This is a genomic window from Flavobacterium limnosediminis JC2902 (assembly GCF_000498535.1).
In the GTDB taxonomy this organism is placed as follows: Bacteria; Bacteroidota; Bacteroidia; order Flavobacteriales; family Flavobacteriaceae; genus Flavobacterium; species Flavobacterium limnosediminis.
Genome location: NZ_AVGG01000001.1, coordinates 588,879 through 600,691 on the forward strand (window position 1 = coordinate 588,879; position 11,813 = coordinate 600,691).

Sequence of the window (11,813 nt, forward strand, 5' to 3'; positions counted from 1 at the left end):
GTTTTAAATGACTAACGCAAAAGCCGTAGGAAAAAGTACGTTTTATTCAGAAATTATTTAGCCTCCGTTTTTACGGCTTCGATGCACTTCTCGAAAAGCTGGATGGTTTTTTTGTTGATTTCCTCGTAGGAGAGACGTTCCTTACTCTGATAAAAAAACATAAAAGCATAGGGTTGTTCCATGTTTTCCAACAGCAAAGCTTTGTTCAGGCGATAGGTTTCCCGCAGGACCCTTTTGAAATAATTACGGTCGACCGCTTTTTTGAAGTATTTTTTGGAAACGGAAACCCCCATTTTAATCGGCACATTATCTTCCGGTACAATAGGGACATACACCAGGCGTAACGGATATTTCGATACCGAGTTCCCTTCGGAAAACAGTAAACCGATGGTGGTTTTGCTTTTCAGCTTTTCGTGCTTGGGATAGGTGTTTTTCATTTTCAGGGGCAAAGATACGAAGTTCGGACTCCAAATGAAAGCAGGAGAACAGAATGCTTTTTCGCTTATCGTTTAGTTGTGTCGGATTACCGATATTAACTTTTAAAATCCGGAACGCCGTTTGCTTTTTTCGTAAATTTACGGGGCATTTAAGGATGTAAGTTGTTGAGAACTACCCATTTCTGCTTCGAACAGGCTCATTGTAACTTTAATGGTATGTGTCCCGGTGGCAGTTTCAGCGCCATAATGTTTTGCTAAAAGACGTTACCGGGAAGGAAATACAAGGAAATAAATTGTTTACATTAAATACGATTCATTATGAAAAAAGTACAGCAAACCGGTATTTGGATTGACTCATCAAGAGCGATTTTGGTTACCCTTGAGGGTGGCAAAGAACACATTACCGAATTGGATTCTGAGATGGAGAACCGGATGTATCATGATCACGGTGGAAATAAGGGAGCTTTTATGGGCAGACAACATGTGAATGACGAACGAAAATTTGAGGAACGACGCAAACACCAGCTTCAGGATTTTCTGGAAGATGTGGTGTATCACACCCGATATACTGATGAACTCTACGTTTTCGGACCGGCAGAAACCAAAACAGCCCTAAGTAAGTTGATTTATGAAGACAAGACAAATGCTGCAATGAAACTGAAAGCGGTGGAACCTGCAGATAAGATGAGCCTCAATAAAATAGTGGCAAGGGTTAAGAAGTTCTATCTGCATTAATGGGTTGATTCTTTAATCATACAAGCGCAACTGTCAGGGTTGCGCTTTTGTTTTTGGTTGTTATGCAGTATCTTTAGGATAAATGACCGGCCTTTATGAACACGAAACGCCTCTTTATTTCAGTTCTCTTATTCCATTTTTTTGTTGCTTACAGTCAGCAGGAAAAGAAACCGTTTGTGCTTGGTTTTGCCTACGGAATGGGAGAGGAGCTCAATAGCAAAGACTACTACTACACCAACAGTTTTTATAAAATACACCTGGGGTATACTTTTAAAACAGGCAAACACTTCAGTTATGAAGTGGTGGTGCAGCCGGAGGTTAATTTCGGCACACACCAGCTTTTAAACAAATATTTCGTGCAGCCCGACGAACCCGATTATGAAGCACTCCGGGAGGAATACACGCAACTTAAAGACGTGAATGACTACATACTGAACATCGGAATTATTGTCCGCACACCAATTTCAAAAGAATTCAGCGTCTATGTTTTGGGAAGTATTGGTCCGATGATTACCGATACGCAAACCGAACGGTTATCGGAAGGTTTTGCCTTTTCGGATGTTATCGCGCTTGGGCTTTCGCTGAAAATCAGTACAGTGTATTTCGATGTGCGTCCGAGTCTGCGGCATGTTTCCAATGGCGGATTTCAGGGCTCCAATTCGGGGTATAACACGAAAAACATTGAATTTCAGTTTTCGTTTGCCTTATAAGAGTAAAAAATTGATAGCGTTTGCTGTTTTTTTGATGCGGGTACCAAAGTTTTGGTAAGAAGTACCAAAGTTTTTGTAGGAAACACTAAAGTTTTAATGGCGAGTACTAAAATTTTGGTAGGTAGTACCAAAGTTTTGATAGGATGTACCAAAAAATCGATAGGACTTATTAATTTTTTAAGTTATTTTCTGTATTTTTTGGTTCGAGGAATCAATTTTAAAGTGTTGCCAATGAAAACCTGTTTTTTTATACTTACCCTTTGTTGTTTGGTTTCCTGTAAGACGGGGAGTAGCAGGGCGACTTTAGTCCAAACCGACTGCATCAGTCGCGTGATAGCCATAGATGATTCCCTCGGAAAGATACGGAACCGGGAATGTGAAAACCTTTCGCTCAGCCAGACCATCGCAAATTATACCAAAGGGATGGCAGCAATCGATACCAAAGGGTGTCCGGAAGCCTTTTCAAAAGCCTATCGTTCACATAAGGACGCGTGGAATGCCGTTCTGCCCGTCACCGATACCTATCCCGATTTAAGAGGCGAAATGCATGTGTTGTTCAAAGAATTGGAACGAAGCAAGGACTCGGTGGAGTTTAAAAAATTACAGGCCGATATTTGGACTACGTGGGGGGAAGTGGAGCGGTTTGTGAAAAAATAGAGTTTTCAGTCGCGGTTTTACTACGTCTATTCGCTACGCTCGGGTCAGTAGCGATAGCGAGGATTTTGCAATCTGCATTTCGGTCGCGCCCGGTTTTCAATATAATTTAGTTAATTGACAATGTAATCTGAAAACGTACGGAATGAAAAAGAACAGCCTACTATTTTTACTTCTCGGTTTATGGTGTTCCACGGAATCGTTCTCGCAGGTTAAAGAGGAAGAAAAAAGTTCCGGTGCAGCCTTGGCTACCAATCCTTTGGCTTATGTAACCAAATTACAGTTTCAGCCCAATTTCACTTTTCTGGATAACGGTGGAAAACAGTTTGCTATTTTTAACCGGATTATCCGCCCGTCAAAATCATTGGGCCTTCCCTTTATTAAATCCAAGAATCCGGATAAATTCTACACAATTTACCGACTTGAAGCTCCAATCATAAGCAAGACAGTAACAGATCAGGCAAGTAATTTCAACGCAACAGGAACCGACGATTTTATTTTGCTGGATGCCATTGCCCTCAAAAGGAATTGGGGAATAGCCGGTGTTGGTGGTGGGGTGCTCATTCCTTTGGGATCGCCTAATACTTTAAGCTTCGGGAAATGGTGTGCCGGTCCTACGGGAGTTGTTATTTATAATAAAGTACCGAAACTGCAGTTAGTGATGTTGGTACAGCAATTTTTTTCCTTTGCGGGAAACTCCGACAGACCGGATCAAAACTTCATGTATTTTCAGCCACAGGTTACCAAGTTGTTTCCCAACGGTTATTTTATTCAAACTTTTCCTATTATGAAATTTGACTGGGAAAACGATAAATTTACCATACCCGTAAATTTGATGTTTGGGAAAGCGTTTGCCAAAGATAGGTCGATGTTTTTAGGTCCCCAATATGTTGTAAACGGACCTGCCGGAATAAAAGACAGTTGGGCCATAATGTTTAACATTAATACAATGTTCCAATAGTTATAGTTACTCCGTTGGCGCATTGGTTTACAAAAAAGCTGCCTTTTCAGACAGCTTTCAACTTTATTTCTTGTAAAGATTATTCTCTTTATTGATATCGGCCATTAGTCCGGCAGGATCAATGGTGATCGATTTGATGCTTCCTTTTTCCTTGTTGATGGTAAAGTCAAACGTAGGGTAGGCCCAGTCCCAACCTTCCGTAACGGTACGTTTTACATTCGGGAACGGATTGTCTTTCGTCCAGCGCATTAGGGTTTGCGGTACATAATAACTTTCCTGAGTCCCGTCTTCATAAGTTACCATGATGTCTAACGGCATCGGCATTCTTCCGATTCTCTCCAGGGTTACTTTTGTAGCCTTTCCGTTTTCTTCGACCGTTTTGATACCGTAATCGATGGTGTTGGTGGTTTTGGTCCATTCCATTAAATACCAGTCTAAGTTGGCTCCTGAAACCTTCTCCGCCACGTGTTTGATATCGTTGGGAGTAGGGTGGGTCATCTTATACTCGGCATAATAGCGTTTGATGGTTTTCATCAGGTTTTCTCTTCCGATAAGGTATTCCAACTGGGACAAGAAAATATTCCCTTTGCTGTACGCCTGAATGCTGTACGGACGGTTTTCGTCGTAGCGGTCGGCATGCGTGGTTTGCGGTTGTTCTTTCCCTGATTTTACAAGGGAGTAATAACCTTTATAGGAATCTTCATGTGGGTTATCTACTTTTTTATCTGCGATTTCATTTAAACCGAAGTTCTCTAACCAAGTAGTGAAACCTTCGTCCATCCAGCTGTTTTTAGCCTCGTTCGAAGCCAATACGTGCTGGAACCACGAATGTGCCATTTCATGCGCTGTAACACCGAGCAAGCCCTCAAAATCACCTTCTCCCAGGATAAGCGTGCACATCGCATATTCCATTCCGCCATCACCACCCTGAATAACCGAATACTGTTCGTACGGATAGTTACCCACCGTAGTGTTGTAAATTTCCATCAACCGAACCGTTGCGGGTTGCAGCTTTTTCCAGTTGTCGATGATTTTCGGATTGTTCTTGTACAGGAAATGAATCGTGGCGCCGTTCGGAACCTGTGCGATGTCGTGTACGTAATTTTTATCGGCGGCCCAGGTGAAATCATGCACGTTCGGTGCTATGAAATGCCAGGTCAGTTTTTTTTGCTTCTTCGGAAGTTTTACCACCACGCCCGAATCCTGATACCCGTGTCCGATTTCGTTTTTGTTCTGTAAGTAACCGGTACTTCCCAAAACATAGTTTTTATCGATGGTGATTTTTACGTCGAAATTCCCCCAAACACCGTGAAATTCCCTTCCGATGTAAGGATCTGCCTGCCATCCTTCGAAATCGTATTCGGCCATTTTCGGATACCATTGCGACATGGACAATTCCACACCTTCTTTATTGTTACGCCCGGAACGTCTGATCTGTACTGGAACCTGTCCGTCAAAATCTAAAGAAAAAGTGGTTGAGGTGTTGGGCAATAGCGGTTTTGCCAAATCCACTTCCAATATTGTTCCCACGACTTTATTGGCGGCAGCCAAACCGTCCTGTTTCAGGTTGGTAATTTTCAGATAACCTATTTCATTGGGTTTTAAAGCGGCAATGCGGCTTTCTTTGGTTTCTTTGTCGCCTACTTTTACTTTGGTGACCATGCGGCCGTCCGGATCTTTTATCGTTTTTAAACGAGCATCCATGGCGCTGTTAGGTTGGAACGCATTGTTGAACAGATGGTAATACACGCGACGCAGGGTGTCGGGTGAGTTATTGGTGTACACCATGGTTTGTTTTCCTTTGTATTGGTAGGTTTTCACGTCCATGGAAACCTCCATTTTGTAATCGGCATGTTGTTGCCAATAGCCCGGGTTGGGGTTTTTCTGTGCGAACACTGCACCGGTAAGGAACAGGGTAAGTAAAAGGTATTTTTTCATCTTCAATCAAATAAAAAGGAAGGGAAAATTCCCTTCCGATTCTACAATTGCCAAATATAATTATTTTTTTGCCATCTTCTCCGCCATTAACAAAGCGTTGTAGGCATTTACGATTTTTCCGGATTTTGAAACCTCATTAAACGCTTTTGTTTCCTGAGTTTCGCCTACGGTAACCTTGGTGGTTAACGGTGTTCCGGATTCCATGATAATCTGTTTTACCTGAGCAGCAGAAAGTTTTGGATAATACGAACGTATAAGTGCCGCCACTCCCGCAACATTTGGCGACGCCATTGATGTTCCTTGCTGGTATTCGTAGGTATTGCTTGGTGTTGTTGCGTAAATTTTATCACCCGGCGCAAAAATATCCACGCTTGTTTTTCCATAGTTGGAGAAACCGGCTACCATACCTGCACCGTAATTTGGTGAAGTTGCTCCGATAATCAATACGTTGTTTGAAATTTCCGGCTGTCCGTCGTAGGAATCTGTCGGGTATTTGTTCATGGTATCCAAATCATACGATTCGTTACCCGCTGCGAAAATCACCAAAACATCTTTGGATGCGGCATATTTGATGGCATCGTGTACCCAGTCTTTGTGCGTGGAGAAGTATTTACCGAAACTTCCGTTGATTACTTTGGCACCGTTGTCTACCGCATAACGGATTCCCAATGCGATGTCTTTGTCGTACTCATCGCCATCCGGCACGGCACGAACGGCCATAATTTGTACGTTATTGCTTGCCACTCCGTCACCACCTTTGTTGTTGTTTTGGGTTTGCGCAATAATTCCGGCTACGTGGGTTCCGTGTTTGGCACCTTTTTTAACAGGACCGATCACGTTATTGTTGCCGTATTTTTTATCGTTTAAATCGTCAGGATTGTCGCCGACTACTTTTCTTCCGTCAAATTGCAGATTTAAATGGTAATTTACCTGTCCGTAAACATGATCTTTATATCCTACAATTTCCTTGTCAAATTCTTCTTTGGAACCGACTTGCGTTAAAACCTGCATCATCATCCCTTTGTATTGCAGCAAAGTCTGATCCGTAGTTTCGATTTTTTTAACATCGTCCAGAGTGTAATTTTTCTTTTTCAGATGATCGGAAATGGCTTTGTCGCCCGCCATGATGAAATCCACCTGCATTTTACCCTGATTGGCTTCCTGCATTTCTTTGTCGTATTCGGCCTTTGCCTTTCTATAGGTTGCTGAGCCGTCGTCTCCTTTTTTCAGGATACGCACATATTCCATATTTTCGTATTCGGCATCTCCAAGGAAATTCCATCCGTGGATATCATCGATATAGCCGTTTTTGTCGTCGTCTTTTCCGTTTCCGGCAATTTCTTTCGGATTGGTCCAGATGGCCGGTTTTAAATCTTCATGGTCGATGTCGACACCGGAATCTACTACGCCTACAACGACTTTAGTTCCTTTTTTGCCTTTGAGTAATTCGGCGTAAGCCTTATCCACGCTCATTCCCGGAATAGTATCTTTGCCTAAGTCCAGATGACTCCAGCGTTTTAAGTCTTTTTCAGCAATTTTGGTCGTTTTCACCGGCATTTTGTCAATATTCTCAACCGATGTGGATACCATTTTTTGGGTTCCGCAGCTTGCTAAGGCTAGAGCCAGTCCTGCGCACAGGTAATAGGATTTAAATATGTTCATGATTATTCTTGGTTTTTGTGATAAGTCGAAAGTATTTCCAATTGTTACAAAAGCAGAAAAAATTAACATTTTGTTATAACAAAGGATGAAGTTACGTCTTTTTAAGTGCTAAGCCATGATGTGGGGTAAAAAAAAATGAGCTACTTTATATGAAAAGATAGCTCATTGCGGTAATCGCCACTGTAATTAGAAATAAAAGAAGCTTAATCATAACAGTTCGTTTTTGATTGATAATATGCTGATTGATGATTTATTTACAATTTGCAATTATTTTTCGCAGTACCGTATCGGCAATTTCCAGTTCTTCCTGATTGATGCCGTTTAGCGCTTTACTACGGTTTTGCAATACAACTTCATGAACGTTTTTTATTATCGCTTCACCGGTTTCTGTGACGTGAAGCATTTGTTTTCTCCGGTCTTCCGGATTGGTTTCTTTTTCAAGATAACCCGCTTTTATCAGTAAGTCAATGATTCGTGTTACCGAGGCATTGTCTTTGAAAACCAACTCACTCAATTCGTGTTGGGTGATTGTCGGATTCTCCAGGATGCATTTTATTACCAGCCACTGATCGATTGTTATCTTAAAACCGTTTTCGCGCAGTTTCTTTTGGGCAAACATCCGATACAACCGTATGCTGTAATCAATATTGTAAAAAATGATGTTGCTTAATTTTTCCACAATCGATTTCTTTACCCAAAGTTAAGAAGGATTTTGTAATAATTGATATATCAATTAAATTTTAATACAAAATTAACGCATGCCAATCGCTTGAAAAGGAATGGGTTAAAACGAATGGAAAGTTACTCATTATTTTAAATGAATTTACTTTTAGGTGAAAAAATACCGCAGATTTCTAGATTTCAATTGATTGGCTTGTTTGAAATCTGTAAATCTGCGGTTGAAATTTGATGTTTTTTTGACTCCGATGGTTTATCCCAAAATGTCCTCACAGCTAAAGACCTCTTTCAGGCGGACGCCTTTTTCGGTTTGTTCCACCGTGATGATCTGGTTGTGGGCATCGTGTTCCAGAAAAAGATAATAATTATTTTCCGCTGCCAGGTTCATGAATTTTGCTTTTTCATCAATGGTTAACAGCGGACGGGTGTCGTAGCCCATTACATACGGAATCGGAATGTGTCCGGCTGTGGCCAGTAAATCGGCGCAAAAAACAATGGTTTTTCCGTTGTAATTGATATGGGGGAGCATTTGTTTTTCGGTATGACCGTCGGCAAACAAAATTCCGAAGCCTAATTCGGATTCCGCAAGAAAATCAGTTTGAGGTCGGTTGATGAATTTGAGCTGTCCGCTTTCCTGCATCGGCAGAATATTTTCCGAAAGAAACGATGCTTTTTCACGGGCGTTGGGTTTGGTTGCCCAGTCCCAATGGTTGTCGTTGCTCCAGAAAGTGGCGTTTTTGAAGGCAACTTCATAACCGGTTCGGTCCTTGTTCCACTGCACGCTACCACCGCAATGATCGAAATGTAGGTGTGTCATGAACACATCGGTAATATCGTCACGATGAAAACCGTATTTTGCTAAAGATTTATCCAGCGAATGGTCGCCCCAAAGGGAATAATAACCGAAAAATTTCTCCGATTGTTTGTTTCCCATGCCGGTATCGATTAGAATCAGACGGTTTCCGTCCTCGACCAAAAGACAGCGCGCGGCTATATCGATTAAATTATTTTCGTCGGCCGGATTGGTTTTGTTCCAGAGGGTTTTCGGTACCACGCCGAACATCGCGCCTCCGTCCAACTTGAAATTTCCGGCTTCTATAGGGTAAAGTTTCATTTTATGAAGTTTAAATAAGCCTGCAAATTAGCAATTATTGCGGGAATTTACAATCTAAAAAGTGTCATAAGAAACGACTATACTGTAATAAGTTATAAAAATGTTAGCTAGTATTGGAAAAACCTTTTTATGTGATACCTTTGCGGTAAATTAGAATTAATCTGTATAAACGTTATGATTAAAGTATCTGAAACAGCAAAAAAGAGAATCGCATTTTTAATGGAAGATGACGGTTTCGACACTGCGACGGATTATGTCCGAGTGGGCGTAAAAAGTGGCGGATGTTCCGGGTTGTCTTATGATTTAAAGTTTGACAAAGCTTTAGGGGAAGATGATAAAGTGTTTGAAGACAACGATATAAAAATTGCAGTGGATAAAAAAAGTTTCCTGTATTTAGTGGGAACAACCTTAGAATATTCAGGTGGTTTGAACGGAAAGGGATTTGTGTTTAACAATCCGAACGCGCAAAGAACCTGTGGATGCGGAGAGAGTTTTTCGCTCTAGTCGAAAGTCAAAAGCCGAAAGTCCAAATATCAGTTGGCCGGCGCTAAGACAGTAGACATTAAAACTTTAAGACTAAAAAATGAGTAAATACACTGAAGACGACCTAAAAGTCGAACTCGAAAACAAAGAATACGAATACGGTTTTTATACCGATATCGAATCGGATACGTTTCCTGCGGGATTGAATGAGGATATTGTCCGCGCGATTTCCAAAAAGAAAAACGAACCCGAATGGATGACCGAATGGCGTTTGGAAGCCTTCCGCGCCTGGGAAGAAATGACTGAGCCGCATTGGGCGAACGTTCATTATGAGAAACCTGATTTTCAGGCGATTTCCTATTATTCGGCACCCAAGAAAAAAGACAAATACGAAAGTTTGGATGAGGTCGATCCGGAATTACTGGAGACTTTCAAAAAACTGGGTATTTCCATCGATGAGCAAAAGAAACTATCAGGTGTTGCGGTTGATATCGTAATGGACTCGGTTTCTGTAGCTACCACGTTCAAGAAAACATTGGCTGAAAAAGGCATTATTTTCTGTTCAATTTCCGAAGCGATTCAGGAACATCCGGAATTGGTGAAAAAACACTTGGGAACTGTAGTTCCGCAACGCGATAATTTTTATGCGGCTTTGAACTCGGCGGTTTTCTCCGACGGTTCGTTCTGTTACATTCCCAAAGGCGTTCGTTGCCCGATGGAATTGTCAACTTATTTCCGAATCAATCAGGGAGGAACAGGTCAGTTCGAAAGAACGCTGGTTATTGCCGATGAAGGCAGTTATGTTTCCTACTTAGAAGGTTGTACTGCGCCAAGCCGTGATGAAAACCAATTGCATGCCGCGGTTGTTGAGTTGATTGCGCTTGATAATGCCGAAATCAAATATTCGACCGTACAAAATTGGTATCCCGGAAACAAAGAGGGTAAAGGTGGGGTTTTCAACTTCGTAACCAAAAGAGGTTTGTGTGAGAAAAGTGCAAAAATTTCTTGGACGCAAGTAGAAACCGGTTCTGCCGTAACCTGGAAATATCCATCATGCATCCTGAAAGGCGATAACTCTATCGGTGAATTCTATTCGATTGCCGTAACCAATAATTACCAACAGGCCGATACCGGAACAAAAATGATTCACTTGGGTAAAAACACTAAGTCGACCATTATTTCCAAAGGTATTTCTGCCGGAAAATCACAAAATAGTTACCGTGGATTGGTGCAGATTTCTGCAAGAGCCGATAATGCTCGTAATTTTTCTCAGTGTGACTCCTTGCTGATGGGGAATAACTGTGGTGCGCACACGTTCCCGTATATTGAATCGAAAAACACTTCGGCGAAAATCGAACACGAAGCGACGACTTCAAAAATTGGAGAGGATCAGGTATTCTATTGCAACCAACGCGGAATCCCAACTGAAAAAGCCATTGCGTTAATCGTAAATGGTTTCAGTAGAGAAGTGTTGAACAAGTTGCCTATGGAATTCGCTGTGGAAGCTCAGAAATTATTAGAGATTTCGTTAGAAGGTTCGGTGGGGTAATATTTGAAAATGATTCAGATTGGCTCAAAATTTAAATTTTAAAAAAACAATATAGAAAATTAGAGTTGGGAAATAAGTGAAGTAACGCGTCTGAAAAGGCATCATCAAATTTCCAAATCATCAAATTTCCAAATTAATTATGTTATCAATAAAAAATTTACACGCTTCGGTAGAAGATAAAGAAATATTAAGAGGGATCAACCTTGAAATCAAAGCAGGCGAAGTACATGCTATCATGGGACCAAACGGTGCCGGAAAAAGTACACTTTCTTCCATCATTGCCGGAAACGAAACGTACGAAGTGTCGGAAGGGGAAATTCTTTTGGAAGGTGAAGATTTATCCGAATTAGCACCGGAAGAAAGAGCGCACAAAGGCGTATTCTTATCGTTCCAATATCCAGTGGAAATCCCGGGTGTTTCGGTGACGAATTTCATCAAAACGGCGATTAACGAAAAACGTAAAGCGAATGGTCAGGCCGAAATGCCGGCTAATGAAATGCTGAAGATGATCCGCGAGAAATCGGAATTACTGGAAATGGACCGTAAGTTCTTATCGCGTTCTTTAAACGAAGGGTTTTCGGGTGGTGAAAAGAAACGTAACGAAATTTTCCAAATGGCGATGTTAGAGCCTAAAATTGCGATTCTCGACGAAACGGATTCCGGTTTGGATATCGATGCGTTGCGTATCGTAGCCAACGGGGTGAACAAATTGAAAAACGAAAACAATGCGGTGTTGGTAATTACCCACTACCAACGTTTGCTTGACTATATCATTCCTGATTTCGTTCACGTTTTAATGGACGGGAAAATCGTAAAAACCGGTGGCGCTGATTTAGCGTTGGAACTGGAAGAAAAAGGATACGACTGGATTAAACAAGAACAAGAGGCTTAA

General features: G+C 41.5%; 12 protein-coding genes. 7 read left to right on the top strand and 5 right to left on the bottom strand.

The genetic code is table 11. From position 1 onward, the window contains the following. Positions 1 to 53: 53 nt before the first annotated feature. Positions 54 to 437 (bottom strand): ribonuclease P protein component, encoded by a 384-nt coding sequence (gene rnpA, locus FLJC2902T_RS02630; RefSeq protein WP_023578237.1) that lies wholly within the window; start codon positions 435 to 437, stop codon positions 54 to 56. Positions 438 to 755: 318 nt separating this feature from the next. Between rnpA and FLJC2902T_RS02635 the strand changes: the two genes are divergently transcribed. From FLJC2902T_RS02635 to FLJC2902T_RS02650, 4 genes are all read left to right on the top strand, one after another. Beyond that, a complete protein-coding gene (locus FLJC2902T_RS02635) occupies positions 756 to 1,172 on the top strand; it encodes a hypothetical protein (protein ID WP_023578238.1) in 417 nt (138 codons plus the stop codon). 95 nt (positions 1,173 to 1,267) lie between these two features. Then, positions 1,268 to 1,882: an acyloxyacyl hydrolase gene (locus FLJC2902T_RS02640; RefSeq protein ID WP_023578239.1), complete on the top strand. Its 615-nt coding sequence runs from the start codon at positions 1,268 to 1,270 to the stop codon at positions 1,880 to 1,882. 231 nt (positions 1,883 to 2,113) lie between these two features. Further along, complete coding sequence (locus FLJC2902T_RS02645) at positions 2,114 to 2,539, top strand: hypothetical protein (protein WP_155958842.1); 426 nt, start codon at positions 2,114 to 2,116, stop codon at positions 2,537 to 2,539. Positions 2,540 to 2,681: 142 nt separating this feature from the next. After that, the gene (locus FLJC2902T_RS02650) at positions 2,682 to 3,497 is read left to right on the top strand and encodes a hypothetical protein (protein WP_023578242.1); all 816 of its coding nucleotides are present in this window, start codon (positions 2,682 to 2,684) and stop codon (positions 3,495 to 3,497) included. Between the two features lie 63 nt (positions 3,498 to 3,560). Here the strand turns inward: FLJC2902T_RS02650 and FLJC2902T_RS02655 are convergent, their stop codons facing one another. The 4 genes from FLJC2902T_RS02655 to FLJC2902T_RS02670 all read right to left on the bottom strand — a co-directional run bounded on the left by FLJC2902T_RS02655 (position 3,561) and on the right by FLJC2902T_RS02670 (position 8,889). Next, positions 3,561 to 5,435 carry a M1 family metallopeptidase gene (locus FLJC2902T_RS02655; protein ID WP_023578243.1) on the bottom strand — a complete coding sequence of 625 codons (1,875 nt, stop codon included), beginning with the start codon at positions 5,433 to 5,435 and terminating at the stop codon, positions 3,561 to 3,563. A 60-nt stretch (positions 5,436 to 5,495) separates the two neighbouring features. Further along, positions 5,496 to 7,097, bottom strand: coding sequence for a S8 family peptidase (locus tag FLJC2902T_RS02660; RefSeq protein WP_035676907.1), 1,602 nt, complete (start codon positions 7,095 to 7,097; stop codon positions 5,496 to 5,498). Positions 7,098 to 7,347: 250 nt separating this feature from the next. Further along, positions 7,348 to 7,776 carry a MarR family winged helix-turn-helix transcriptional regulator gene (locus FLJC2902T_RS02665; protein ID WP_023578245.1) on the bottom strand — a complete coding sequence of 143 codons (429 nt, stop codon included), beginning with the start codon at positions 7,774 to 7,776 and terminating at the stop codon, positions 7,348 to 7,350. Positions 7,777 to 8,028: 252 nt separating this feature from the next. Continuing rightward, entirely contained in the window at positions 8,029 to 8,889 is an 861-nt protein-coding gene (locus FLJC2902T_RS02670) for an MBL fold metallo-hydrolase (protein WP_023578246.1), read from the bottom strand. A gap of 174 nt (positions 8,890 to 9,063) precedes the next feature. On the opposite strand from FLJC2902T_RS02670, the gene FLJC2902T_RS02675 reads away from it, so the two are divergent. The 3 genes from FLJC2902T_RS02675 to sufC all read left to right on the top strand — a co-directional run bounded on the left by FLJC2902T_RS02675 (position 9,064) and on the right by sufC (position 11,813). Then, a complete protein-coding gene (locus tag FLJC2902T_RS02675) occupies positions 9,064 to 9,393 on the top strand; it encodes a HesB/IscA family protein (protein ID WP_023578247.1) in 330 nt (109 codons plus the stop codon). A gap of 79 nt (positions 9,394 to 9,472) precedes the next feature. Next, on the top strand, positions 9,473 to 10,921 hold the full coding sequence (sufB, locus tag FLJC2902T_RS02680) for a Fe-S cluster assembly protein SufB (RefSeq protein WP_023578248.1): 1,449 nt from the start codon (positions 9,473 to 9,475) through the stop codon (positions 10,919 to 10,921). Positions 10,922 to 11,060: 139 nt separating this feature from the next. Beyond that, complete coding sequence (gene sufC / locus FLJC2902T_RS02685) at positions 11,061 to 11,813, top strand: Fe-S cluster assembly ATPase SufC (protein WP_023578249.1); 753 nt, start codon at positions 11,061 to 11,063, stop codon at positions 11,811 to 11,813.

Bases quoted from the DNA above. Each gene is read 5' to 3' on its own strand.
- FLJC2902T_RS02635 (WP_023578238.1), top strand. From the start codon at position 756: ATGAAAAAAGTACAGCAAACCGGTATTTGGATTGACTCATCAAGAGCG.
- sufB (WP_023578248.1), top strand. From the start codon at position 9,473: ATGAGTAAATACACTGAAGACGACCTAAAAGTCGAACTCGAAAACAAA.
- FLJC2902T_RS02645 (WP_155958842.1), top strand. From the start codon at position 2,114: ATGAAAACCTGTTTTTTTATACTTACCCTTTGTTGTTTGGTTTCCTGT.
- sufC (WP_023578249.1), top strand. From the start codon at position 11,061: ATGTTATCAATAAAAAATTTACACGCTTCGGTAGAAGATAAAGAAATA.
- FLJC2902T_RS02655 (WP_023578243.1), bottom strand. From the start codon at position 5,435: ATGAAAAAATACCTTTTACTTACCCTGTTCCTTACCGGTGCAGTGTTC.
- rnpA (WP_023578237.1), bottom strand. From the start codon at position 437: ATGAAAAACACCTATCCCAAGCACGAAAAGCTGAAAAGCAAAACCACC.
- FLJC2902T_RS02650 (WP_023578242.1), top strand. From the start codon at position 2,682: ATGAAAAAGAACAGCCTACTATTTTTACTTCTCGGTTTATGGTGTTCC.
- FLJC2902T_RS02675 (WP_023578247.1), top strand. From the start codon at position 9,064: ATGATTAAAGTATCTGAAACAGCAAAAAAGAGAATCGCATTTTTAATG.
- FLJC2902T_RS02660 (WP_035676907.1), bottom strand. From the start codon at position 7,097: ATGAACATATTTAAATCCTATTACCTGTGCGCAGGACTGGCTCTAGCC.
- FLJC2902T_RS02640 (WP_023578239.1), top strand. From the start codon at position 1,268: ATGAACACGAAACGCCTCTTTATTTCAGTTCTCTTATTCCATTTTTTT.
- FLJC2902T_RS02670 (WP_023578246.1), bottom strand. From the start codon at position 8,889: ATGAAACTTTACCCTATAGAAGCCGGAAATTTCAAGTTGGACGGAGGC.